The sequence below is a fragment of the Carnobacterium sp. ISL-102 genome (assembly GCF_018612935.1).
In the GTDB taxonomy this organism is placed as follows: Bacteria; Bacillota; Bacilli; order Lactobacillales; family Carnobacteriaceae; genus Carnobacterium_B; species Carnobacterium_B alterfunditum.
Map to the genome: position 1 here is coordinate 178,580 of NZ_JAGGRF010000001.1, position 25,199 is coordinate 203,778.

The 25,199-nt window shown below is 37.0% G+C and carries 21 protein-coding genes; 2 read left to right on the forward strand and 19 right to left on the reverse strand.

The annotated features are described in order from the left end of the window. Positions 1-212: 212 nt before the first annotated feature. The 8 genes from J7E16_RS00750 to J7E16_RS00785 all read right to left on the reverse strand — a co-directional run bounded on the left by J7E16_RS00750 (position 213) and on the right by J7E16_RS00785 (position 10,532). On the reverse strand, positions 213-2,042 hold the full coding sequence (locus J7E16_RS00750; RefSeq protein WP_214887531.1) for a hypothetical protein: 1,830 nt from the start codon (positions 2,040-2,042) through the stop codon (positions 213-215). A gap of 116 nt (positions 2,043-2,158) precedes the next feature. Beyond that, positions 2,159-2,773 (reverse strand): TasA family protein, encoded by a 615-nt coding sequence (locus J7E16_RS00755; RefSeq protein WP_214887532.1) that lies wholly within the window; start codon positions 2,771-2,773, stop codon positions 2,159-2,161. A 594-nt stretch (positions 2,774-3,367) separates the two neighbouring features. Beyond that, entirely contained in the window at positions 3,368-3,874 is a 507-nt protein-coding gene (locus J7E16_RS00760; protein ID WP_214887534.1) for a signal peptidase I, read from the reverse strand. A 96-nt stretch (positions 3,875-3,970) separates the two neighbouring features. After that, complete coding sequence (locus J7E16_RS00765; protein ID WP_214887536.1) at positions 3,971-5,098, reverse strand: carbohydrate kinase; 1,128 nt, start codon at positions 5,096-5,098, stop codon at positions 3,971-3,973. Positions 5,099-5,342: 244 nt separating this feature from the next. Next, on the reverse strand, positions 5,343-5,594 hold the full coding sequence (locus J7E16_RS00770) for a hypothetical protein (protein WP_214887538.1): 252 nt from the start codon (positions 5,592-5,594) through the stop codon (positions 5,343-5,345). A 247-nt stretch (positions 5,595-5,841) separates the two neighbouring features. Beyond that, on the reverse strand, positions 5,842-6,510 hold the full coding sequence (locus J7E16_RS00775; RefSeq protein ID WP_034545539.1) for a P-II family nitrogen regulator: 669 nt from the start codon (positions 6,508-6,510) through the stop codon (positions 5,842-5,844). Next, positions 6,503-7,993: a DUF1538 domain-containing protein gene (locus J7E16_RS00780; RefSeq protein ID WP_214887541.1), complete on the reverse strand. Its 1,491-nt coding sequence runs from the start codon at positions 7,991-7,993 to the stop codon at positions 6,503-6,505. The genes J7E16_RS00775 and J7E16_RS00780 overlap by 8 nt, the downstream gene beginning before the upstream one ends. Before the next feature lie 1,273 nt (positions 7,994-9,266). Then, positions 9,267-10,532 (reverse strand): mechanosensitive ion channel, encoded by a 1,266-nt coding sequence (locus tag J7E16_RS00785; RefSeq protein ID WP_214887544.1) that lies wholly within the window; start codon positions 10,530-10,532, stop codon positions 9,267-9,269. A 261-nt stretch (positions 10,533-10,793) separates the two neighbouring features. On the opposite strand from J7E16_RS00785, the gene J7E16_RS00790 reads away from it, so the two are divergent. Beyond that, the gene (locus J7E16_RS00790; protein WP_353049845.1) at positions 10,794-12,107 is read left to right on the forward strand and encodes an MATE family efflux transporter; all 1,314 of its coding nucleotides are present in this window, start codon (positions 10,794-10,796) and stop codon (positions 12,105-12,107) included. Positions 12,108-12,558: 451 nt separating this feature from the next. Here the strand turns inward: J7E16_RS00790 and J7E16_RS00795 are convergent, their stop codons facing one another. The 4 genes from J7E16_RS00795 to J7E16_RS00810 all read right to left on the reverse strand — a co-directional run bounded on the left by J7E16_RS00795 (position 12,559) and on the right by J7E16_RS00810 (position 15,051). Continuing rightward, a complete protein-coding gene (locus J7E16_RS00795) occupies positions 12,559-13,428 on the reverse strand; it encodes a DegV family protein (protein WP_214887547.1) in 870 nt (289 codons plus the stop codon). 56 nt (positions 13,429-13,484) lie between these two features. Next, positions 13,485-13,919, reverse strand: coding sequence for a DUF1801 domain-containing protein (locus J7E16_RS00800; protein WP_214887550.1), 435 nt, complete (start codon positions 13,917-13,919; stop codon positions 13,485-13,487). A 38-nt stretch (positions 13,920-13,957) separates the two neighbouring features. After that, positions 13,958-14,506: a hypothetical protein gene (locus tag J7E16_RS00805; RefSeq protein WP_214887552.1), complete on the reverse strand. Its 549-nt coding sequence runs from the start codon at positions 14,504-14,506 to the stop codon at positions 13,958-13,960. A 122-nt stretch (positions 14,507-14,628) separates the two neighbouring features. Continuing rightward, positions 14,629-15,051: a VOC family protein gene (locus J7E16_RS00810; protein WP_214887555.1), complete on the reverse strand. Its 423-nt coding sequence runs from the start codon at positions 15,049-15,051 to the stop codon at positions 14,629-14,631. A 237-nt stretch (positions 15,052-15,288) separates the two neighbouring features. Here J7E16_RS00810 and J7E16_RS00815 point away from each other — a divergent pair, with 237 nt between their 5' ends. Next, on the forward strand, positions 15,289-16,134 hold the full coding sequence (locus J7E16_RS00815; protein WP_214887558.1) for a glycosyltransferase family 8 protein: 846 nt from the start codon (positions 15,289-15,291) through the stop codon (positions 16,132-16,134). 47 nt (positions 16,135-16,181) lie between these two features. Here the strand turns inward: J7E16_RS00815 and J7E16_RS00820 are convergent, their stop codons facing one another. The 7 genes from J7E16_RS00820 to gatB form a co-directional block, all read right to left on the reverse strand. After that, positions 16,182-16,463, reverse strand: a complete 282-nt coding sequence (locus J7E16_RS00820; RefSeq protein ID WP_214887643.1) for a DUF503 domain-containing protein — start codon at positions 16,461-16,463, stop codon at positions 16,182-16,184. Positions 16,464-16,822: 359 nt separating this feature from the next. Beyond that, positions 16,823-17,542, reverse strand: a complete 720-nt coding sequence (locus tag J7E16_RS00825) for a pseudouridine synthase (RefSeq protein ID WP_214887561.1) — start codon at positions 17,540-17,542, stop codon at positions 16,823-16,825. Positions 17,543-17,585: 43 nt separating this feature from the next. Continuing rightward, positions 17,586-18,665 carry a S66 family peptidase gene (locus tag J7E16_RS00830; protein ID WP_214887564.1) on the reverse strand — a complete coding sequence of 360 codons (1,080 nt, stop codon included), beginning with the start codon at positions 18,663-18,665 and terminating at the stop codon, positions 17,586-17,588. A 543-nt stretch (positions 18,666-19,208) separates the two neighbouring features. Then, positions 19,209-20,465 (reverse strand): PQQ-dependent sugar dehydrogenase, encoded by a 1,257-nt coding sequence (locus J7E16_RS00835; protein ID WP_251005995.1) that lies wholly within the window; start codon positions 20,463-20,465, stop codon positions 19,209-19,211. A 409-nt stretch (positions 20,466-20,874) separates the two neighbouring features. Then, positions 20,875-22,251 (reverse strand): 23S rRNA (uracil(1939)-C(5))-methyltransferase RlmD, encoded by a 1,377-nt coding sequence (rlmD, locus tag J7E16_RS00840; protein ID WP_214887567.1) that lies wholly within the window; start codon positions 22,249-22,251, stop codon positions 20,875-20,877. Between the two features lie 425 nt (positions 22,252-22,676). Next, on the reverse strand, positions 22,677-23,732 hold the full coding sequence (locus J7E16_RS00845; RefSeq protein WP_214887570.1) for a diacylglycerol kinase: 1,056 nt from the start codon (positions 23,730-23,732) through the stop codon (positions 22,677-22,679). 29 nt (positions 23,733-23,761) lie between these two features. After that, positions 23,762-25,192, reverse strand: a complete 1,431-nt coding sequence (gene gatB / locus J7E16_RS00850) for an Asp-tRNA(Asn)/Glu-tRNA(Gln) amidotransferase subunit GatB (RefSeq protein ID WP_214887573.1) — start codon at positions 25,190-25,192, stop codon at positions 23,762-23,764. Positions 25,193-25,199: the final 7 nt, after the last annotated feature.

Here is a 25,199-nt window from a genome sequence, read left to right on the forward strand (position 1 = left end):
ATAACGTTTGGAAATAAATATTGTATAAAAATTTAATTTTTGATTTAAGGTCCTAATATTTATAAGCTAAGTATAAACTATTATTTCATTATATTCTATCTTATACTTATATAATCGGCATAAAGTTTTATTTGTTAAGGCTTATTTCAAAAGAAATATAAAAAAAGAGAACTAGACTGTTAGTCTAGTTCCCTCATATGTGATTCGTCTGTCTATTCATTGTTGATTGGTTCTACAGGTGCAGATTGATCTGTTTTTTTTATTGATTCAGCTGCACTTTCAACTGAAGATGAATCAACGGTTTCTTTGGTTTCTTCTACTACCTCAGCTTCATCGGTCACTTGCTCAGCATCAGACTCTTCAATAGAAGAGTCAACAGCTTGTTCATCCGGAGTCGCTTTATCTATTGCTGAATCTGGGACTTCTACACTTTTTTCTGAACCTATTGCTTGTTCAGTAGGTTCCTCTGTCTCTTCAACTATCATAAGCGCGCTCATCGATTTTATACTTGTAGATTGAGTTGTAGCTGCATTAGTTGAAGATGAGGTTCCATTTTTTAATGTTCTGGAAATGACTAGCGTATTTCCCGCATCACCTAAAATCTTTACGTTTAAGACAGCAGTATCTAATGTTTCATTGGAATTTAACCATAGAGAGAATGTCTTATTTGAATTTAATAAGGAAGAAATCTGTCCTGATTTCTCACCTATTACTTCAAGTTCAATATTTTCTTTAGTCAATTGAACATCTTTGAAGTCACCAGGCTTTACATACTGAGGTGAAGTTGTATAAAAATTTTTAAAAGATAATAACTTCTTATCCGTTGTTAATTTAATTGGTAACTGAGCATAATTTGCACCTGAAACCAGTACATCTGTATCTGAACTTAAAACTAATCGAGTAGCAAAATATTGATCATAAGTGTGTGAATTATCATAATAACCATATTTTTCTGCTTCATACATACCATATTTTTGAATTTCGATATTTAAATTTAGTTCATATCTATCCTTATTTTCATAAGCAAGAGAATCCTCTGGTTTATCTGGATTATAAGAATAACTATCTTCTAATTTGAAAGTAAGAATCATACCATGATGTTCTTCATCCAGTTCCATAGATTCGTATTTGATAGCTGTATTCCCTGTAGACAGTTTAGAAATATTAAACATTTGCTTGATCTCTTTTGTACCATTTTTTTTAATAATCTGTTTTGTTAGAGGTTCATTACTTGGTAACTGAATATATACCACAGCTTTGTTTAAATTCTTAATGTATCTTTTATTTGGGTTAGTCATATTATTTGTTTCACTGAAAAGCATTTTCATCTTTTCTACACTGTAAGTATAGTTCCCATGTCCCGCTTTAACAAATGTACTTATATCCGGCCAATAGCTTTTTTCTTCAATGACTTTAGGAACTAGCGTAACTGTATTCGCTAATGTTTCCTCATCTGAAAACAGCTCGGCATTTGCATCAGCTGCATTAGATTGGATCAATCTGAATGTAACTGTAACTTTTAATTCCTCACCCTTTTTTGGACTGCTACTTTTATATCTGATTGTAACGGGTACTTTACCAATCGAACTAGGCTCAATGATGACTGCACTGCCACTGGTATTCTTAGCAAAAGTAAAACTGTTTGTGTTTAGGAATGCTGCACTTGCCATTACTTCTTTTGCTACAGTACCAAAATTTACGATAACCGACATATCTTTTATTTCTTCAACAGTCAATAAGGTACCATTATCTTTTGTTACATCGATCTTGTAAGCTAATTTACCAGATAGACTGCCGTCATTTGCAAGGGTACTTGAAGCCATTAAAACGGAATCTCCTTCAGTAAAATTCACAGCATTACTGATAGTGGTATTTTCCGAAGCAAGACTTACCGTTCCGAGTTTGAGCTGGATTCCCATATTGATATTGGTCGTATCACTAAACATGGCATGGGCCTTTAGGGAAGGAGAAAACACAAAAAAAGCCAAACAAATTAAACTGAATTTTGTTAATGCAATCAATCTCGTTTTTAGCTTCTTCATAGTTATACTCCTCCTCTATTTTTATTATGTAATAAAAAATTTTGAAACAAAACGATTAGCTGACTTTACTAACCGCTTGTTCCAAAAATTATATTTTATAGTTAATTGTTTTTAATTTATTTTGCGTTTGTTTGAACAGCCTTAACAGAAATAGCTTGTTCCAAGTAATTTACAGTTTCTTTATTAGCATTGTTATATGAAATACTATCTTTAGCATCAAGATCGACTTTTATTGTTACTTTAAATGTTTTGCTTGAATCTTCTCCATCTTTGGCATCTAAAATGAATTCATTTTCTAAATTTTCAATAGAAACTGTAAATGCTCCATCATCTACACTATCATTTTCAAGTACTGAAAGATCATATTTCGTTGTGCTCAAGTTTACTTTGGATTCAAGCGAACCAATATTTGTAATAGTATAGCTTCTTGTAAAAGAATCTCCAGGGCGTACGTTGGTATATTTTTGACCAGTAGTATCGCTAGTACTACTATCTAAATCTAAATTATCTTCAGCACGAGTATCCATACCTTCTATTGGTGTATATTCCCAATTGGCATCATTCGATGTTGTTATGTCTACATTTCCTAATGACAATTGGATATCACCTTGTACAGTTGCACTGTCTGAGAAATATGCCCGAGTTCCGTATGCTGCAACACTGATGATCAGTAATGCCCCTAGTAGTAATGGTAATTTTTTTCTTCTGTTGTTTGTTGATGTTTTTTTCATTTTATATTCTCCTCCATCGCATTTTATTTAGTTTTTTTGTTTCGGCTTGTGTAACTATAATCCCGGGATAAAGATAAGTCAAATAAGATAGTTTTTATACAAAACTATAAATATTCATCTTACAAGATATAACTTTTGTTTAGATTCACTTGTTTTATTTTTTCATTTGATAATCAAACTAATGGCATTATAATGGGCTTTATTAAGTATTTGTTATAAAATTGTATGAGAGATCATCTGATTTCAAACAATAAAACAACATTTGTTTAAAATGAAAAAACATAAAATGAATATTAAGTGTATAAAAAAACCGTTTTCATGGATATAGCCAATTTAAATTGTCTATTTATTAAAAAAAAGGTGCTATTTGTAATAAATATAAATAACGTTTCATTTTTTTATGATTTTCATTTATTTTAATGGCTGATTTTTTTGCTATAACGCCATTAAAATGCCTAAAAAAAACAAAAAAAAATAGAAGGCGGATGATTTTATCCACTTTCTATTCGATAAATTCGTTTTATACTGTATAAAAATTCTTTTTATTTTTTTTTAAAAATCGATTGGAAATGCTTTTAATAAACAGTTGTTCATTTAAATACTGCTCTTTTCTTCCTCTTTTGTGACGGGATTAATATACAGATGAATTAAATAGATACCCATGAGAGCAACAACGATAGCAAAAGCAATCGGTTTTTGTAAAAAAGTAACAATGTATCCAAAATAAGGAATCAGAATTTTTTGAGTCCCGATGTAGGCATCTTCTGTTACGAAACCTTGATCTTGGATGTTATTTGCGTCCCCTTTTGTTACTAAGCCTTCAACCGTTTTATTGATCACTCTATGTGTGACAAGTTCTTGATTGTATTGAAACGTGATCACATCTTCTTTTTCAACATCAGTATAGGGTTCGGTTCTAACGATGATAAAATCACCGACTGCTATTTCTGGTTCCATACTGCCGCTCACAACCGTATATCCTTTGTATCCGAGTAATCCGCTACTGTCAGGTGCCGAGAAGAAGCTGATCCCAGCGATGAACACAAAAACAGAAACGGCCACAACTACTAGCATTGATCCAAAATATTTCACTATTTTCATGTTTCATTTCCTCACTATCTTTCTATTTGCTTTAAAGATAGCATATTATTCAAATGAAATCTATCTTATATTTCGATTTCCATCAAACAAAAATCACTACTTATTTATAAACTTTTCTTTTGATAAATATCCATTATACTCACTTTGCAATTGGTTCTTAGATAGATTAGGTCGAACAACATAAAGCGATTGAGAAGTATGGAAAGCATTTGTTAGCCCTAAACCAATACTTTCGTAAATCGACTTATCTTGCAGATAGCTATGAACTAAGCCAGCGCAAAAAGCTTCATTCATGCCCCAATTGTACTGATCATTTTGTTCACTTGAATAATTAAAAATCGAAACTTCACCTTTTTGATTTCCAAACGCCATTTTAGTACTGCCTTTAGAAATGAAGACATTTTCTAGTCCTTTATCTAACCATTTTTTGACAGCCTCTTTTAAATCTTCGTCCGTTTCGATAGTCATATCAAAATGAGCTTCTGTTTCATTGTGTTTTGTGATCAAGACATTTATTCCACCTAAAAAACAAGGAAGATTCGCTAGTTTTTGAACTGAAACGGTCAGTAAAGTAATCGGTATATTGTATTTGATCGCAAAACCACTTAAAAATTCAATCGTTTCTTTAGGACAATTCAAGTCGATGATCATGTATTTTGCTCGCTTTAATACAGAAAGGTGCTTATTGATCCATTCAAGCGTCATTTTATCAAAAATATCCATTTCTGCTAAACCTAAAACCATTTCGCCTGTAGAATCGATCACTTCCATGAATGTGCCAGTAGCACACCCTTCTATTTTATCGACCGCTTTGATATTCATAAAATGTTCCGAATGCTTTTCAATGATCGTCGATTCAACATCATTGCCAACTACCGAAAACAACTTTACTTTTTCTTCTAGTCGCCCTAAGTTTTCAGCTATATTACGCGCTACGCCTCCAGCATTTTTACGAGAATGCACATTGTTTGACGTTCCTTGGATCAATGTATCTTTTATCAAGTAGCGGCGATCAACATTCGCTCCGCCAATACAGATGATTGGTTCTTCTTCCGTTAACACATACGCTTTTCCTAACAAATAATCTTTTTTGACAAGTCCTGAAATAAGATTCGCTGTAGCTGAACGGGATAAGCCAATATCATCCGCCAATTCTTGTTGTGCTATAAAAGGATTTTCACGAATGATTTCTAGAATTTTCTTTTCTTTTTCGTTAAGGCTCATCGTCAGTTCCCTCTTCCCTGTTGTAACTCATTAACCAACTCGTTATCATACCGATCAACGTTTTGAACTTGAGAGCTGATTTCCATTGTATCGTTTTAATCTAAATGATTATGCTGTAAATAATGAAACAAGACATCATTAACCCAGATTGCATTCTGTTTTCATTGTGGCTAGTTCCAAAAAATGAAACACTGTAACTCTGTTTTTCTAGTAGCTGTTTAACAAAAAAACAATTGTTGCTTTGCTATTTTCCAGTAATACTGTCTATGATTTTATTTTTTAATAGCTTTTTATAAAATTCGTTTGCCAATTGCCTCACTGTTGTTCGAGCTTTTCTCACTTTCAAGTAAGGAACTGTTAAATTTGTAAGGTTATTTTCATCGTAATCAGCTTCTCCTTTTATTCTTTGATGCGCACAAAGTGAACTCGTAGTATCTATTTTTTTTGACAAGCAAATTCCATTACGAAATAAACCATTTTTTACTAAATCATTCACTAGATACTTATCATCTTAACCTAACCAGTACGTAATTTCAATTTACACCGCTTATTTAGGCTTTAAACCGCAAATCAGTTTTTAGGCTGCCTTAAAGGGACAAACGGTTCTTGAATTGGTTCTTGAATTGGCTTTTATTCGCCCACTGTACGATCAAAGTACTGGACAAATAAAAAAATCCCCATAGGACCTTAGTCCTTTTGGGGATTTCCTCTTTTAATAAGTTTAATAAAAAATTTGGGATCTTTTAAAATAAGCCTCTTGTATTGGTTACGTCCATTGTGAAGAGTACGCCGTTTCCAGGTTGTTCAATTTTCAGGGCATTGCTTATCGATGCTACTACTGCATCTGTCGTTTGTTGTTCGGTAAGGATCATCACAACTTCTTTTTCTGGTTCGATATTCATTGAGAAAAGTCGGCTTGTTTCGTGGCTGCCAGAACCACGGGCATTGATAACTGTTCCTCCTTGCGATCCAGCTGCAACGGCAGCATCGATCACTTCTTCTGCTTGGCCACGATCAACGATCGTAAATATAGCTTGGTGCATACTATCCTCAACCTTTCTGCCGTGAGCATCTTTATCATAGACGCAGTTACGGTTTCCCAATAAATTTGCAATTGGGATCGTAAATGCGATCCCACGATTTCTTTTTTTTAATTGTAATTTTTCAGTTAAATCATTTAAGGCTGTTTCGGCTACTTCTTTGCGTGCGGCCATGATCAGAACTTCTTTTCTGACATCCTCTAGACCAAAAAATTTTAACGCTGAATTAGAAGCTGTTCCTAAACCGCGAAAAACGGTTCCGCCTGAAACACCACTCTTTTTAGCAATTTGCAATGCTTTACTTCCGGTCCCACTATTAACGACTAAGAATAGCACGTCATAATCGACACCTTGAATAACCGTATTACTCATTCGCGTGGAATCCTCCCTTACGAGATTTAATTTTAAATAGTATACCAAGTATTTCTAATGTAATGATGGGCATCATAGCCACCATTGCGATCATGCCAAATCCATCTAGTAAAACATTTGCGCCTTCGATCGATTCAGCTGCACCTTGTACAAACGCTAAAATGAAGGTTGCAGTCATGGGGCCGGAAGCTACGCCACCAGCATCAAATGACATCCCGACAAACATCTTAGGCGTGACATACATTAATCCGATAGCCAAAATGTAGCCCGGTAAAAGGAAATGCCATAATTGCAAGCTTGGAACCAAAATTCGAATCATCGACAAAAGGACTGCTAATCCAACACCGATCGATAGTGCTGTCAGAACAACTTTTCTTGTAACGTAACCATTTGTGACATCCTCGATTTGATTTGTTAAAACATAAACAGCCGGTTCGGCTAAAATAGTTACGATCCCTAGTACGAAAGCAACGATCAAGACATAAAAAGTGTTGTCCAATGCTGCTACAGTATATCCTACCACACTTCCAACATCCATGAAACCAGCATTTACTCCAACTAAGAAGATAACTAAACCAAAGAAAACATAAAAAATACCTTTCATGATTTTAACTAATTTCTTTTTCGATAATTTCAAAAAGAAGACTTGATAAAGTAAGAAAATAGATACGATTGGAACTAAAGCGACCAAAATTTCGGTCATAATAATAGGAAAATAATGAATAAATGGTGCTATGATGGAATCTGATCCAGACGTATCTACTGATAAACTTCCTGCAAGTTCATCCTGACCGCCAAAGATATTCATCATCATAACTGCGATAATGGCTCCTGAAGAAGAAATAGCTACTAATCCAAAGCTATCTTTTTCAGATGCCTTGCCGTCTTTTTTCAAGGTTGATACACCTAATGCTAAAGCCAACATAAAAGGTACGGTCAACGCACCTGTAGTCGCTCCAGAAGCATCAAATGCAATAGCTAAAAATTCATTTGATGTAAATAACGCTAATATAAAGATGACACTATAAATTCCTGTTAATAATTTGTACAAAGGAATATTAAACACGATCCGCAACAGACCAATCGTCATCATCACCGCGATCCCAATAGAAACATAAAGCAATATGCTCATATTGCTGATAGCTCCTCCAGTCACATCTGCGATCTGGTTGGCTAATATATGCAGGTCCGGTTCCGCTATTGAGATAAAGAACCCCAGCACGATGCCGGCAACAGCGACGATCCAAACTTTGTTACTCTTGGCCATTCCTTTTCCTAAATTGGTCCCGATCGGGCTGATTCCTATATCAGTCCCAAATAAAAAGATAGCTAATCCAACAACAATAAATAATGCACCTAGTAAGAAACGCGATAACAGATTGGTTTCAAGCGGCGCTATAGTGAAATGTAAGATCAAAACGATCACCACGATCGGTAAAACAGAGAGCGAAACTTCTTTTAATTTTTCCGTAAGTATATTCAAATATACGACACATCCCTTATATTTTCAGTAACCTAAGCCTTTACTTGATTGAGAATTGCTGAAGAAAACAAAAAGATAATTGCTTTAGAACAAACGACTTTATTGTTTGAGCATTCAATGATCAATTAGTTTAATAGGAAAAGTTTTTTGCTTTCATCAACTATCCATGCAAGTACCCACTTTACTACTCACATTAAGTCTACCATAAATTTGACTAAAAATAAAATCTGTCTTGATACACGTCTATCTTATAGCTGTTTTTCAGTTCTATTTTTATTAGTGTGATAAATTAATTAAAGTTCTATTGGAATAGGAGTTGCTTGTAGCCCTATCAAGAATTCAAATAAAATGGTCCACTATTTTGAGTTACTCGAACTAATGCTCGTTCAGGCTACTCATTTACAATTCAGCTTCTCAGTTACTCGAACTAGCGCTCGTTCTGGCTACTCAAATGCAAATCAGCTTCTCAGTTACCCGAACTAGCGCTCGTTCTGGCTACTCAATTGAAAATCAAGTCCTCAGTTACCCGAACTAGCGCTCGTTCCGGCTACTCATTTACAATTCAGCTTCTCAGTTACTCGAACTAGCGCTCGTTCTGGCTACTTGCTCTTAACAAGGTACGTTTAATACACGCCCTACTCATCTATTACCTGTTTAACTTATCCATAGCGAGGAATTAACACTAATTTTGGTGGCAATAGATTAGATCAGTTGGATCACTCACTCGAAATTTCAGGCGGAATAGGGTTGCTTGTAGCCATGTACAGAATTCAATGCGAATTATAGAGCTTTAACGCTTCAGCGATTAAACTCTATTTGAGGCTTGAAAGCCTGGAAGACTTCCTTTTAGGCTTCAGGCGTTTCCATGGCTCTCCACAAGCGACCCGTTATTCCAGAAGAAATTTCTTTTGGAACACCAATACGATTTATTGAACAATCAATATGAGACTATAATTTTTTTGGTAATAGATTAGTTTAGTCACTTACTCGAAATTTCAGGCGGAATAGGGGTTGCTTGTAGCCATGTAATGAATTCAATGCGAATTATAGAGCTTTAATGCTTTAGCGATTAAGCTCTATTTGAGGCTTGAAAGCCTGAAGACTTCCTCTTAGGCTTCAGGCTTTTCCATGGCTCTCCACAAGCAAACCCGTTATTCCAGAAGAAATTTCTTTTGGAACACCAACATCATTGGATATAGAGGCATTTTTTCTGTAGAAAAAAATAAAGCCGAACTTCTTTATTAGAAGTTCAACTTTATGAAAAGTATGTCTGTTATAGCGTTGGACCTTGGTCGTTTGGTGATTTACTTTCTTTGTCCATCTTCTTATCTAATTCAGCTAATTGATTCTTAGCGAAGTCACGTCCGCCAATACCAAACGCAATTGCGAAGGCAACAGACAATGCACCTAAGATCAAGATAAAGGCCAAATTAACAATACTTGTAGCAAATTTCAATTGATCTAAAGCCATGAAGACAGATAGAACGATCAGAATATATTTCAAACTTTCACCGGCAAATTTATTCCCAGTTGATTTTGTAACAAATCCTCCTAAGATTGATCCACCTACAACACCGACTCCTAAGATGATCAATGCACTAATAACAAGTGGCAAGTACGCGATCATTGCAGAACCAATCGTGTTTAAGACTTCTAAGTTCAAGACGTTTAAAGCTTCAACTGTGAAGAAAACACCAATAACAACAGCTACGATTTGTCCAATAATTTTAGCGATGTCGAAATTCATATTTCCTGAATTTTTAATAAATTTAGTTAAATTATTGATACCTGTGCTTGAAAGTAAATCAGTTAAAAGTTCACCCACAAATTTAGCAATAGCGACACCAACTGCTAATAAAATGACTGCTACGATAACATTTGGAATAGCAGCTAACACTTGGTTTAGTACGCCGACGATCGGACGAGAGATCGTTTGGATGTTCAATGTTTCTAAAGCGATCGTTACGATTGGAATCAAGATGATGATATACACAATGTTTCCTAATACTTTAGCCATTGTAGTCTTTTGGCCAGCAGAAGGTGCTGCATCTAATGCTGATTTAGAAGTTGTAAGTTTAGAGACCCATTTGTCAACATCTAACGTCAATGCCAAGTTGTAGACAAGATTTTTAACAAAGCGAGCCACAATTATTCCAATAGCCATGATAACAATAGCTGCGAACATGTTAGGGAAAAAGTTCAGAGCCGTATCAAACATATTAGAAATTGGTCGAGCAACCGCATCTAATCCCAACATACCCAAGATACCTGGTAAGAATAATAACCAAACTAAGAAATATAGGACTTGTGATAGAGAATCGATAGTCGTTTCGGCTTGTTCTTGCGAATTCGTTACACCCCATTTTGTTAATAATTTGCCAAATCCGGCTACTTTAAGCCCTTTTTGAACAGCTTTCTTAACTATTGTAGCGACGATCCATGCTAAAACTAATAGTAGAATAGCTCCTAATAGTGTTGGCAGAAAATTAACGAATGAATTTAACCCTGAGCTAACTGAATCTGTTACAGTATCGGTCATAATTAACATCTCCTCTTCTTTATAATGAGTATCTTTACATTAACTAGTATAGCTGATGTAATTTTTTTAACAAAATAATACGCATTATTAAATAGCTGATTTCTATAAAGATTTTTCCGGAAATCTTGTTTTAACAGTATTTAAAGGGCTCTTATCATTGACTTAAAATGCTATCATTGTTATATTTTAACGAGGCTTTAAACATATTATTTAAAAAGAAGGTGCATCATCATCAAGAAAAATCGACTCGAGACCGACTCTATTCCAAAACTATTAGTCGAATTCTCGATACCGGCAATTATCGGAATGCTGGTCAATGCGATCTACAACGTTGTCGACCGGATATTTATTGGGAATGATCCGGTATTAGGTTCTCTAGGCTTAGCAGCCGTGTCTATTACATTCCCTGTAACATTGGTCTTGCTGGCATTTGCCTTAATGGTAGGTATTGGAGGATCCACACGTTTTTCCATTAGTTTAGGTAAAAAGGAAACGGAAAAAGCTAAGTTCTTTTTAGGAAACGGTGTAATGTTAGCTATTATTGCTGGACTGCTTTTTATGATTTTAGGAAACATTTTTATCGAACCTATCCTGCAAGCTCTTGGTGCCAGCAGTGATGTTCTTCCATTCGCTACTGATTATCTGAGTGTCATTTTATATGGAGCTGTTTTTCAAAGTGTCGCCATGTCATTGAATAATTTTTCAAGAGCAGACGGAAATCCGCGTAATTCCATGATCAGTATGATGATCGGTGCCGGATTCAATATCATTTTTGATTACATCTTTATTATTCAAATGGGCTTGGGCATGAAAGGTGCTGCTTACGCTACGATCGGCGGTCAATTTCTGTCTATGGTCTGGCAACTTGCCTATTTCTTAGGGCCTAGAGCCAATGTCCAGTTAGCTATTCAAAATATGAAACTACGAGCAGCCTACGTTAAAGATATTTTAACGACTGGAATACCAGCATTTTTACTACAAATTGCAAATAGTGTTCTGAATATTGTGATCAATGCAAGTTTAGTTATTTATGGCGGAGACATTGCCATATCAGTTGCGGGTATCATAACGAGTGCGACCACCCTTATTATCATGATGGTTGCTGGATTGATCCAGGGCCTCCAGCCGATCATCAGTTACAATACTGGAGCAGATCGACCCGATCGTGTAAAACAAGCGTTGAAAATAGCCACCGTCATTGGCGGGATCATTAGTACAACTGGTTTCTTGATCTTTCAGTTCTTCCCTGAATTTGTTATAACCTTATTTAACCAAGAACCAGCTGTTGTTTCTTTAGGGGTAGAAGCCATTCGCATATGGACCGCAGCTTTCCCACTAGTCGGTATCCAAATCGTTTGGGCCAGCTACTTTCAAGCAGTCGGAAAAGTACGCTTGGCCAGCTTTTTAAACTTAGCTCGCCAAATCATCTTTTTGATTCCATTAATTCTGATCTTGTCACCTATTTTTGAACTCAATGGCATCTATGCAGCTGTCCCAATTGCTGAAGCATTAGCCTTTGTCGTGACATTCGTCTTTTTGAAGAGTCAGTTCAAAACTTCGCAACACCCGCTTTAATCACTAATTTATAGCATCAAAAAGGAAGAGGTCGAGACTTTTGTCTCAACCTCTTCCTTTTTTGTAGTTGAATAGCATGACTATCTGGTCTCACTCATTCGTGAAACGCCCTTATACCGAAGAGTGGCATCAAAAACTAGTCTCACTCTTCGCTCAAGACAAGGTACACGAATGTGTTGAGCGACTATTTGGCGCCACTCATTCGTGAAACGCCCTTACACCGAAGAGTGACTCCCAAAACTGATCTCACTCTTCGCTCAAGACAGGGTGCACGAATGTGTTGAGCAACTATCTGGCGTCACTCCGTCGTGAAACGACCTTACACAGAAGAGTCGCGCCCCAAACTGATCTCACTCTTCGCTCAATATAAGGTGCACGAATGTGTTGAGCGACTATTTAGCGTCACTCCGTCGTGAAACGACCTTATACCGAAGAGTGGCATCTTTTTCCTCTAGTTTTGATACCATTCTGGGCGTTCGTCAAAGTAAAAGACTCCAACACCGCCAATTCCGATGTGTGTTCCTAGTACTGACCCTAATCTAAACAATTGCGTTTGGCATTCTGGCAATTCTTCTTTTATCATGGCTTCAATTTTTCTGGCTGTTTCTTCATCATCGCCATGGCTGATGCCGATAGTTTGGTCCTTAAAATTTTCTGCACCTTTTTTTACATCATCAATCAATTTTTTATAAAGTTTCTTCTGTCCGCGAACGAGTTTGCTCAATTGGATAAAACCATCTTCGACCGTTAAGTAAGGTTTTATATTCAAAGCTGTTCCTACGTATCCCGTCGTTTTATTGACACGCCCGCCTTTAACAAGCCATTTCAAATCTCTTAAGGTAAATTTATAATAAACATGCTCAATGTTCCACTCCATTTGGTGAACGATCTCGTCAAATGACTTTCCTGCTTCAATCATTTTCAATGCTTGCAAAGCGATAAGAGCTGCGCCGCCAGATCCACCTCTTGAATCAATCAAGGCGATCTTTCGCTCAGGATATTTTTCTTTGTACTCTTCAATGACTTGATGAGCAAATTGATAAGTTCCAGACATTTCTGATGAAAAAGACATGTAAATCATGTCTTCATTTTCTTGGATAGATTTATCCAAGACTTTTGTCAAAGATCCATAAGAAATTTGAGAAGTCGTTGGCACGACCCCTGAGCGCATCGCTTCGTAAACAGCGTCTACTGTGATTTCTTCACCATCCAAATACGTTTTATTATCCAAAGTTATGCTGAGCGGAATCACCTCGAAATCATACTGCTGCTCCATTTCTAAGTTCCGATCACAGGTTGTATCAATCATTAATTTTGTCAATTTATTCTCACCTTACCTACGTGTATTTACTAAATCAAACCTTCTCAACTTTGCGATCAGCCCTTTTTTGACTCAGTATAAGTTTCTTTCACAAAATTCATGCTATCTTGCGTTAATTCTTTTAATATAGCTAGATCGATATCAGAATTTTTTTTGATATACAAACAGCCTTTCCCCATTTTATGCTTGCCAAGTCGGTTTAACTTTTCTGCTCTTTTTTCATTATCCGGTTGAGAAAGATAAATGCTGAATTGCGCTTTTCTTGGAGAAAATCCAATTAGAGCTGCATCTCCCTCATGTCCGCTTGCGTATTTGTAATGATAACTCCCGAAACCAATAATATCCGTGCCCCACATCTTAGGTTCATGGCCCGTCGTTTGACTGAATAATTGGATCAATTGATGTGTATCTTGCCGTTTATTTTCGTCTTTGATTTCTTCTACAAATTTTGCGACATTTTCGGTTGTTTCTTGTGTTTTATTCTTAACCATCCCTAGATCCTCCTCTGCCAAATCCGTTCCGTTAATGATCAGTGTCTCATTCCAATCAATGCGGTCGCTTCTTCCATGGTCAATGATTGAGGGAAATACTTATTCCACACCGAAACCAATTGTTTTAAATCATATGTACCATAAATTTTTCGAGCATTTTCCAACTGTCTTAAGAAAAGAGCAGGATTTTTTAGTTTTTCTCTTTTATTAATAGCAGAGATGAGTTCATTTGGAATGACAAGTGTCACTTCATCTTTTACTTGAAAAGCGAACAGGTAGCCTGATTCAATACTTGACTGAACAACGGCAAGTGTTTCAGCAGAGGTTTCTAACAATACACCACTGTCTAAATCAGCAAGAACTTGTGCTGCCTTTGGACCCAATTGCGCAAAATAATGCGTTGCCTTTTCGATGATGACCGGTTTTAACTGGTCAACAATTTCAGCTTTTGTAGCACTCTTTCGGATCGGTGTATGCTGGTTTTCAGCAATTTGAAACAATTGATTTTTCTTGTAAGCTAACAGTCCTTTTTCTAAATCACTATATGGTGTCCCTTTGATCAGTGGCACATTATGTATCTCTATCATTTATCTAACCTCCTATCTTTTCACTATCATTTAATTTCATTTTACCGTATTTTATCTCATTCGTAAAATCAGTAAAAAAGACATAAAAGTAAACAGCTCTTTTTATGTCTTTGGATCGGCCATTAATTTGCCATTGCACTCATATCCATGTACATGATCTCCCACAGATGTCCGTCTAGATCTTTGATCCGGCGGTAATACATCATCGCTTCCTCTTCTTCACTCAATGCCGTCGTCTTGTCTTGGGCACCATGTTCGATGGCTTTATTTACGAGTTCGTCTACTTCCTCTTTTGACTCAACCTGCAAAGCAAGAATTACTTCATTTTCCTTTGAAATATCTGCTATCTGCTGGTGGGTAAAACTAGCAAAGAATTCTTCCGTTAGCAACATGACAAAAATCGACTCGTTCATGACCAAGCTTGCGCCCTTATCATCCGTGAACTCTTCATTAGATTCGAAACCAAGTGCTTTAAAGAATGCAATCGACCGGCTCAAATCCTTTACTGGCAAATTCACATAAATTGAACTTACTTTGACCGTCATTTCCTACACCTCCTTTATAGACAAATTTTCTTATTCAAAATCATTATACTCGCAATCCTGCTTTTTAACTAAACAGTTGGCTTGCCTATTTTTTAGCATTTCACGGGGTTCTTTTATGATAAGGTAGGCGTTTTGTTTGATTATTTGATAGTAAAAGATTATGCTTAACTCACCTATTACACAATCAACAAGCACAACAGAACAATTACGTTCAGTGCTTAAAAGGAGATAACCAATATGAATGATCCAGATATTACAATCGTTTCAGCTGCAAATGATGGCTTTGTCCCACATTTAGCTACATTAATTTTATCGATTTTAAAAACAAAAAAAGTTGAAACGAAAATAAACTTTTATGTGATTGATGACGCCATTTCTTTGGTTTCTAAAGATGCTTTAAATCGAATGGTAAATGAATACAATGCTTCTATCAGTTATTTGCAAATTGATACACTCAAATTTGAAGATATGGTGGAAAGCGATCGGATCCCTAAAACGGCTTACTTCAGGATTGCGATCCCTAATTACCTTAAACATACGGATATCAAACGGGCGATCTATTTAGACTGTGACATTATTGCTAAAGAGGATATTGAAACCATTTGGAACCTCGACTTGGGCGATAAATTATTGGCAGCCGTTGAAGACGCTGGTTTCCATCAACGTCTAGACGCTATGGAAATTGAAGCTGATTCCGATATTTACTTTAATTCTGGTATGATGGTCATCGATATTGAAAAATGGCGTGCTGAAAGAATATCCGAACAAGTGTTAAAATTCGCTACTGAAAATTCAGATGAGTTAAAATTTCACGATCAAGATGCCCTAAATGCTATCCTGCATGATCGTTGGTTGATGATCCATCCGCGTTGGAATGCGCAAGCTTACATCATTACCAAAGAAAAAAAACATCCGACAAAAATTGGGAACTTAGAGTACACAGAGGCTCGCAACGAACCCGCTTTGATCCACTTCAGCGGTCATGTTAAACCGTGGCATAGTGAATCAGATCACCCTTTTCGCGATGACTACTTAACTATCCGAGCAGAAACACCTTTTCCAATGGAAGAAGCATCAAACTAAATAAGAAGGACCATAGGAAGCTAAACTCCTCTGGTCCTTCTTTTTAGTTACAGTTCTAGTCGTTCAATAGAGTGAATCTCGACTTCTCCATTATCTTCGATCTCTTGGATCACTTGATCTAAAATTTGCTGGCTTAATTTACGATCATTGCTTACTACAGCGATCCCCAGCACACCCTGATTCAGGGTATCATGTGCTTCAACCTCAGCAATACTGACATTGAACTTATTTTGGGTTTTTTTAATAATGCTTTTCACCACACTGCGCTTATCTTTTAAAGAATACGCATGATAAATGAGAAACGATACTTTCATACCTAAAATAATCATATTCAATCTCCTCCAAACGCATTTTCATTCCGATATCAAGTGATGCTAGTCAAACGGCAGCTACTGTTCGGACTCGTTTGACTAATAAACTGAAACACTACTGCAATTTGAGCTCGTTCGGCTAATAGAATTGGCTGCATTAGTCAAAAGTTTATCGCTATGTGAGCTCATTTGACTAATAAACTGGCTGCATTAGTCAAACTACCGCCACTATTCAGGCCCGTTTGACTAATAAACTGACTACATTAGTTAAACCGCCGCCGCTATTCAAGCCCATTTGACTAATAAAGCTGCCTAGCACGCTCAAACAACGTCTAAGGCTAAATTCAAACTCATTTATTCGATTCCAGCAAAAAAAATCATTTGAAATAAGGTTTCAATGCCGTTAGCTCATCTATATGCAACGCACGGTATGAGCCAATTGGCAACGTTTCGTCTAGCTGCAATGGTCCCATTGAAAGGCGTTTAAGATAAACGACTTTTTTTCCAACAGATAAGAACATCTTTTTCACTTGATGAAATTTGCCTTCGCTGATTTCCAGTAATACTCTGCTTTCAGTAGCGCTATAACTGAGAATCGTCAACTTAGCTGGTTTGCATTTGATACCTCCGTCAAAGACGATACCCGCTGCAAATGCTGTTAAGTCCTCGCTCGTGACTCTTTCGTTGACTACAGCTTCATAACACTTCGTCACTTCTTTTTTAGGGATCAACAATTGATAACCCAACTGTCCGTTATTTGTCAGCAAGAGCAGTCCTTCTGTATCTTTGTCCAGACGCCCTACCGGAAATAACCCAGGCACCCGTTGCGATGGATCGATCAAATCGATCACCGTCTGATTCGACGCGTCGGATACAGCACTGACCACGCCGGCTGGTTTATGCAGCATAAAATAGACATGCGGCTGGTAGTGGATCCGCGTACCTGAGACGGTAACTTCCTGCAACTCTGGATCCACATTAAGATTATCCACTGCTATCGTCTGGCCATTAACTTTTATTTGCTTGCTCTTTATCAACCGTTTGACCGTACGACGCGAGCCGAATCCTGTCTCAAACAATAACTTATCTAACCGCATTCGCTTGCTCCTTCGTTTAGTGATTATTTATCTATTCCTGTCTTTATGACTTTTTAAAACAAGATTCATCTAGCAAAATTATTTTTTCATCAAGATTCACTGTTGCTTTTATTCCATATGGTAAAGCACATCTTGGATAAGCATGACCAAAATTAACATTATACAAAATTGGCAATGCACTATCTTCTATCACTTTTAAATAAATCTCTTCATACTCTTCATAGTAAACCTCATCTTGTGGTTTTCCAATTATTAATCCGTTAATTACTGAAAAAATCCCTATTTTTTTTAGCGCACTCAGTTCTTTTTTTAGTACATCGGGCGTTGGTTTCTCTTCACAGGTTTCTAAAAATAAGATTTTACCTTCCCATTCGCTTAATGAGGGAAAGAGTTGGTATTTTTCACAAATCTCTGTTTGATCTGAATACTGTCCTCCAGTTAATATATCGTAGAAACTTTCTAAACAACCACCAAGTAACGGACCAGAAACTACTCCAGTTCCTTGCAAAACTTCATAACCATATTTTTCATCATGATACTTACGGTTTCCCCCTAAAGCCCGTTCGGAAAAATCACTGCGTTCTTCATACCAAAAAGGACTTGAACGAATTTCTTGTTGCTCGTAACCTTCAAAATAGCCTTGTAGTGTCTCCTTTGTATAAGGCACTAATTCTTCAGCCAGTTCGGCGATATCTGTAATAAAACTGGGTCCATAAAAGGAAACCATCCCTAATTTGTAGAACATCAAATGATTGATCGTAGTATCAGAAAACCCTGTAAACAGCTTAGGATTTTCTTTTACATTATGTATGAATTTTTCATCTTCTAATAAATAAGGCAGTAACCGATACGTATCGTCACCCCCAATGGCTGTTATTATTCCTTTAATCGTTGTATCTTGAAAAGCCTCTTTTAGATCCTGTGCTCTTGCCTCAGGATGATTTTTCAGATATTCAGTCCCTTTAAGTGTATTCGTCATAAATACGGGTTCTAACCCCAATTCTCTTAATCTCTTTTTGCCCAGATTAAGTTGGTGTAAACATGATTCTTCACCTAATATTCCACTTGAAAGACTCACTATAGCTACTTTATCTCCAGTTTTTAATGCCTGTGATTTTCTCATAATTTCCCTCCTGTTTTTAACCACCTATAAATAATTTTTTTAATAGATTTAATTAATATACCAAGTTATAACTCCAATAATACCGAATATCACTATGCTAATTAGTATTATGGAAATAAGTTGTTCGATTTTTTTAGACATATAACTTCTCCTTTTCACCTAATTTTCATTTCATATAAAGTCTTGTGATCCAGCTTTAAGGTAAAAATCCAGAATAAACTTTTTAAATAAATAACAATTTTCTAAAGTATGCTCATTTAAAAATTATATGTATGAAGGACAATTATTGAAAAATTAGTAATTACTCATAGTATACGCTATTTTCGTTATCGTTTACACTTCATTCAACACCGGTAGTTATTTTTTATAATTATTTTTTTAAATGTACTCTTAATAAGCAAAAACATCTATACAAGAAAAATAGTTACTTAAAAAACTACCAGATTCAATTGCGCTAACTTTTTTATATCGAATAAAAAAGTTAGCGGTAAAAATCAGACCATCTTGTCTAATTTTTACCACTAACTTTTTAGTTTACTTTCATTATTCTTCCACCAGTTTATACAATTTGCCATTGAAGTCTACGATGATCAGTTCGCCTTGTTCATCGACACCAAAAGACGAAATCATCAATTCGGTATCCGCTAATTCAACATTTTCTACTTGCTGGTCTTCGTCGAGCCACAAGCCCCAAATCTTCCCAGTAATAAAGTCGCCATAAAGATAGACGCCGTCTAAACTTGGATTTTCTTCGCCATAGTAGGTATAGCCACCCGTTATGGACTGGCCTAATGAATGATCATATTCCCAAATAGGTGCCTCGAGTTCAGTCATATCGGCTTCATCTAAGACTCGATGCTCTAGCGTCCCTTCCATGATGTTCCACCCATAGTTGCCGCCTTTTTCGATCAAATTGATTTCTTCCATCGCATTCTGTCCCACATCAGCTGCAATAAGCAAATCACGTTTTTCATCAAAACTAAATTTCCATGGATTCCTGAGACCATAGGCAAAGATTTCTTCGACATATCCCTTTGTGTTGTCGCTATAAGGATTGTCCTCAGTAATACCGTAATTTTTATCCCCATCAACCGCGTTAATATCGATCCTTAACAATTTGCCATAGATTTTGGTCAGGTCTTGTGCATTCCCTTGCGGATCACCGCCTGATCCTCCATCACCGGTCGCAATATACAAATAGCCATCTGGACCAAATGCAAGATGTCCACCATTATGATTCGCATACGGTTGAGGAAATTCTATCAAGATTTCTTCACTAGCCAGATCTACCTCAGCTACATTTGTTGGATCTGTTGTGAACCGTGAGATCACTGTCGTTTCCTTCGTTGTGTAGTTGACATAAAAATAGCCGTTTTCTTCAAATTCTGGATCAAAAGCTAATCCCAATAAGCCTTTTTCTTGCCCGTTAAAATCGATTTTTGTGCTTAGATCAACAACTACCTTGGCTTCAGTTGCTTCCTCTTCATTTTCAAAAACTTTTATTTTACCGGTTCGCTCAACGACAAAGACTTGGTTTGTGCCATCATCAGCGGTCGTATAATGTAGCGGTTGATCAAAAGTAAGATTCGGGTATGCTTCAACTAGTTCATGATCAAGGGGCTCGAAAGCTTTTGTTTCAGTTGTTTGGCTGCTTTGTTTGCTGGAATCAGAGGCCTCTTCGGATGAGCTTGTTCCGGTTGAGCTTGTTCCGGATGAAGCAACTTGACTAGTGTCTTCTGTTGGAGCACAAGCACCTAAAAGGACAACGGCACTTAACAAATAAACGCTCAGGTATTCCATACTAAGCAACTCCTTTCAATTTAAAGCAAGGGGCATAATTTTCTTCAGTTTACCAAGCTTATCCTTCTATCTGCAACTAACAAGTCTTAGGAAAAACGACCAATTTTCCTTTCACGAATGAGTGGTGTCTATTTCAGGCTTTACTTCTACGTGGAACCACTTTTGACGAATGAGTGACAACTTATTTCGTCATCACTCATTCGTCTAAAGCTACTTCACGAAACAGTGACACAGCTTTTCTGCTCTACTTCGTCGTGTAAGGCCTTTTCACGAAGGAGTGGCTCTCCACAATCAAACCCGACGATTCCAGAAGCAATTTTATTTTGAAATATCCACACCAAAAGTCATATAGCCCAAATAAAAAAAAGCAACCCATTCTATGAATGGGTTGCTCCTATTTTCTCTATGATTAGTCGCGGACTAATAATGTAACACTTTCCACGTGCGTTGTTTGAGGGAAAAGATCTACTGGTTGAACTTTCTTAACCGTATATCCGCCTTCTGTTAACAATGCTAAGTCACGTGATAACGTAGCTGGGTTACAGCTTACGTAAATCATTTTTGTAGGTTTTATTGCAATAACGGCATCTGTAAATTCTTTTTCAAGTCCTTTACGAGGAGGGTCAACAACTAATAAATCAGCTGTACGGTCTTCTTCAGCCCAGGCAACCATAACTTCTTCAGCCGCGCCTGCTTCAAATGTTACATTATCAATGTTGTTCAATTCAGCATTTGCTTTAGCGTTTTCGACTGCTGGTTCGATTACTTCGATACCATAAACGTGTTTAGCATTTTTAGCTAATGTCAACGTGATCGTTCCGATCCCACTGTATGCATCAATAACGGTTTCTTCGCCTGTTAATTCAGCAAAGTCTAAAACAGTTTGATACAATTTTTCAGTTTGAAGCGGATTGACTTGATAGAATGAACGATGAGAAATTTCAAATGTGTTGCCTAATAATGTATCTTTAAATTTGTCTTCACCATATAAAACAATTGAGTCTTCACCTAAAATAACGTTTGTGTGTTTAGGATTGACATTTTGCACGATGCTGACAACTTCTGGAATAGCTTCAAGAATATCTGGAATGATTTTACTTGTTGGGAATAATTTAGCTGTTCTTGTCACTAAAACGATCATGATTTCACCAGTGTAATACCCACGGCGAACGATGATGTGACGCAAGTTCCCAATGTTTTCATTTTCATTATACGGTTTAACGCCGTAAACGCGCATGATATCGCGGACCGCAATGATTGCTTCGTCGATTTTAGGATCTTGAATGTAGAAGTTTTCCATTGGGATCACTTCATGGCTGTTTTTACGGAAAAAGCCAGTCGTTAATTTGTCATCGATTTTACGTACCGGAATTTGAGCTTTGTTACGGTATCCTGATGGATTAGCCATTCCGATCGTATCATATACGGGTACATCTGGTAATTTTGCGATACGTTGCAAGCTATTAATAACTTGTTGTTTTTTAAAGTCTAATTGTGCTGGGTATCTCATATGTTGCAAAGGTGTGATACCTACGCGTGTGTAATTTTCATCTTGGATCACTACACGGTCTTCACTTGAGTTCAAACGGTTCATAACTTTTGCATAACCAAAAGATTTTCCCGTTTTGTGGATCTTAACTTCTACTTGTTCGCCTGGTAAGGCATTTTCAATAAAGAGTGAATAACCTTTGATTCTGGCTACTCCAAAACCCTCATGTGTTAAATCTTCAATTTTCACAGTATGTTTTTCATTTTTTTGTACTGGTACTACTTTATCTGCTTTCATAAAAAAGCTCCCTTCGATGACCTTATTTTCATGTCTCTTGTTTATCCGATTGTGTTTATTCTAGAACGTGTTCCAAAAAGAAGAGGCCATTTCGCTGCACAAATCAAGCTCGCTAGTCTATGACCAGAGCGCGTGATTCCATCAGCTAATGCGGTTCTATACTCTTTTTGTCACACTCCCTTTGTCAGTTAGTACGCCAGATATTTGATACTTTCTATCATCCACTTAACTGGGAGTGTTCCTGACTCGACCGGCTAAACGGGATGGGATTAAAAATACGTTGTTATCTAATGATTCTAATCTACACTATTCGTGATGACCTTTTTGGTTAACTGAAATTATTTCTTCCAATTCTCAAAAATATGAAAATGGAGTACTGACTCGTAATTATACAAGAAAACTTGTCTTAATTCAAAGTTTTTTCATTATTTCTCATAAGCTTCTTTTGTTGAAGAGTGAATTTCGCCATCTCCGTTGATATCGCTGTTAGTCAAGCCTTCAACTTCCTTGATAAAGGCATCTTCTAACACTTCAGATGTTTCATCTTTATGGTCAACAGCTTTTTGAAGATCATCTGTAGAGGCAATGATTTCAATGTGTTGATGTAAGTTTGTGAATACCACCGGTGCGTTACCGCCATATTCGCCATCCAAGTTGATCATCATTTTTGATGCATTGCCTGGACGCGCAATAATTTTACTTGTTTTCTTATATAAAATATTTGGATTGGTAATGTGCTTTCCGCCATTTAAGACTTGTGCCACTAAACGCAACACATCAGGCAAGTTAGATGTTTTCACGATGATCAATGTGAATTTGCCATCATCTAATAAAGCATCTGGAGCGATTTGTTCGAAACCACCAATTGAATTGGTAAGAGCCACTAAAAACATCGTTGCTTCGCCTTCAAAGGTCCCATCATCGTATTCGATGTGCATAGGGATCGGTTTGATCCGCGGCAGTATTTCGGCCCCTTTGACAAAGTAAGCTAAATAACCAAAGATTGTTTTCAGTTGTGATGGAACATCATACGTTAATTCGGTCATCATCCCACCGCCGCCAATATTGATGAAATAAGACAAGTCTTTCCCCATAACGGCTTCACCAACATCCATAAAGAATGACTGTTTTTTATGGATGATTTTTGCTGCTTCTACTAAGTTATTTCGCGGAATGTGTAAAGCCCTAGCGTAATCATTCGTTGTTCCAGCAGGGATGATAGCCAGTTTTGGTCTTTTTTTCAAACCAGCCATTCCATTTACGACTTCATTGATCGTGCCATCTCCGCCCGCTGCTACAATCAAATCAAAGCCTGCTCTTGCTGCTCTTTCAGCTTCGTTTTGTGCAGATTTGGGTTCAGGTGTGGTCGCATAAGCACTTGTTTCGTATCCTGCTTCTTCGTAAACTTGGAAGATCTCGACTAGATGTTTTTTTACTATTTCACGACCCGAAGTAGGATTAAAGATTACTCTTGCTCGCATAAAACTTCTCCTTTGCTTTCACTCCGATATCAGCGTTTGCTTAATTCATCATTTAATAGTTTATTTACAACTCCTGGATTAGCTTGTCCCTTTGTCGCTTTCATGATTTGCCCGACTAAGAAGCCAACTGCACGGTCTTTTCCATTTTTAAAGTCTTCGATCGATTGTGCATTTTTATCTAATATCTCATTGATGATCGGCAATAATTTCGCTGGATCGCTTAGTTGGATCCAACCATTTGCTTCAACGACTTCTTGAGCATTTCCACCAGTTGTGATCAATTCGCGGAATACTTTTTTAGCTATTTTAGAACTGATTGTTCCATCGGCGATCAAATTGATCATACCGGCTAAGTTTTCAGTTGTTAATTTGGTTTCGTGCAACTCTAATTTTTCACTGTTCAAGTACGCTGAAACTTCACCCATCAACCAATTTGAAGCTTGTTTTGCATCTGCTCCGTTTGCTAAAGTACCTTCAAAGAAATCAGACATTTCTTTTGTCGCAGTTAAGACCATTGCATCGTATTCTGGCAGATCCAGCTCACTGATGTAGCGAATGCGACGATCTTTTGGCATTTCTGGGATCGTTGCTTTTACACGTTCGACCCATTTTTCATCAATGACGATATTTGGCAGATCAGGTTCTGGGAAATATCGGTAATCGCTTGATCCTTCTTTGACACGCATCAAAACAGTATCGCCTGTTGCTTCATCGTAACGTCTTGTCTCTTGTTGGATGACTCCACCAGACAACAGGATCTTTTCTTGACGTTTTTCTTCAAAAGCTAGACCACGACGGACAAAGTTAAAGGAATTCAAGTTTTTCAATTCCGTTTTAGTCCCAAATTGCTCTTGCCCGATTGGACGGATAGAGATATTGGCATCACAACGCATTGAGCCTTCTTCCATTTTCACATCACTTACGCCTGTGTACTGAATAATTTGCTTGATGGCTTCTAAATACGCATACGCTTCTTCTGGCGAGCGCATATCAGCTTCAGATACGATCTCGACTAGTGGTGTTCCTTGACGATTTAAATCGACATATGAATAGCCATCTGTTCCATGGATATTTTTCCCAGCATCTTCTTCTAAATGCAGACGTTCGATGCGGATCTTCTTTTTCTTGCCTTCTACTTCGATCTCGATCCAACCATTATAGCCAATTGGTTGGTCAAATTGTGAGATTTGATACGCCTTTGGATTGTCTGGGTAAAAATAGTTTTTTCGATCGAATTTGGTATCTTCTGCGATCTCACAATTCAAGGCTAAAGCCGCTTTCATGCCAAACTCGATTGCCCCTTTATTGATAACGGGTAAAACACCTGGGTATCCCCAGTCAATGACATTTGTATTTGTGTTCGGTTCTGCACCAAAATGAGCTGGAGCAGGTGAGAACATTTTTGAGTCGGTTTTTAATTCTACGTGGACTTCTAGTCCGATTACTGTTTCAAAGTTCATATCGATT

What these genes read in the sequence shown, in the direction of transcription:
- J7E16_RS00785 (WP_214887544.1), bottom strand. Translation starts at nt 10,532, where the DNA reads ATGACCGATACTGTAACAGATTCAGTTAGCTCAGGGTTAAATTCATTC.
- J7E16_RS00755 (WP_214887532.1), bottom strand. Translation starts at nt 2,773, where the DNA reads ATGAAAAAAACATCAACAAACAACAGAAGAAAAAAATTACCATTACTA.
- J7E16_RS00760 (WP_214887534.1), bottom strand. Translation starts at nt 3,874, where the DNA reads ATGAAAATAGTGAAATATTTTGGATCAATGCTAGTAGTTGTGGCCGTT.
- J7E16_RS00810 (WP_214887555.1), bottom strand. Translation starts at nt 15,051, where the DNA reads ATGACGGTCAAAGTAAGTTCAATTTATGTGAATTTGCCAGTAAAGGAT.
- J7E16_RS00815 (WP_214887558.1), top strand. Translation starts at nt 15,289, where the DNA reads ATGAATGATCCAGATATTACAATCGTTTCAGCTGCAAATGATGGCTTT.
- J7E16_RS00765 (WP_214887536.1), bottom strand. Translation starts at nt 5,098, where the DNA reads ATGAGCCTTAACGAAAAAGAAAAGAAAATTCTAGAAATCATTCGTGAA.
- J7E16_RS00805 (WP_214887552.1), bottom strand. Translation starts at nt 14,506, where the DNA reads ATGATAGAGATACATAATGTGCCACTGATCAAAGGGACACCATATAGT.
- J7E16_RS00825 (WP_214887561.1), bottom strand. Translation starts at nt 17,542, where the DNA reads ATGCGGTTAGATAAGTTATTGTTTGAGACAGGATTCGGCTCGCGTCGT.
- J7E16_RS00775 (WP_034545539.1), bottom strand. Translation starts at nt 6,510, where the DNA reads ATGAGTAATACGGTTATTCAAGGTGTCGATTATGACGTGCTATTCTTA.
- J7E16_RS00750 (WP_214887531.1), bottom strand. Translation starts at nt 2,042, where the DNA reads ATGAAGAAGCTAAAAACGAGATTGATTGCATTAACAAAATTCAGTTTA.
- rlmD (WP_214887567.1), bottom strand. Translation starts at nt 22,251, where the DNA reads ATGAAAGCAGATAAAGTAGTACCAGTACAAAAAAATGAAAAACATACT.
- J7E16_RS00820 (WP_214887643.1), bottom strand. Translation starts at nt 16,463, where the DNA reads ATGATTATTTTAGGTATGAAAGTATCGTTTCTCATTTATCATGCGTAT.
- J7E16_RS00835 (WP_251005995.1), bottom strand. Translation starts at nt 20,465, where the DNA reads ATGGAATACCTGAGCGTTTATTTGTTAAGTGCCGTTGTCCTTTTAGGT.
- J7E16_RS00830 (WP_214887564.1), bottom strand. Translation starts at nt 18,665, where the DNA reads ATGAGAAAATCACAGGCATTAAAAACTGGAGATAAAGTAGCTATAGTG.
- gatB (WP_214887573.1), bottom strand. Translation starts at nt 25,192, where the DNA reads ATGAACTTTGAAACAGTAATCGGACTAGAAGTCCACGTAGAATTAAAA.
- J7E16_RS00800 (WP_214887550.1), bottom strand. Translation starts at nt 13,919, where the DNA reads ATGGTTAAGAATAAAACACAAGAAACAACCGAAAATGTCGCAAAATTT.
- J7E16_RS00845 (WP_214887570.1), bottom strand. Translation starts at nt 23,732, where the DNA reads ATGCGAGCAAGAGTAATCTTTAATCCTACTTCGGGTCGTGAAATAGTA.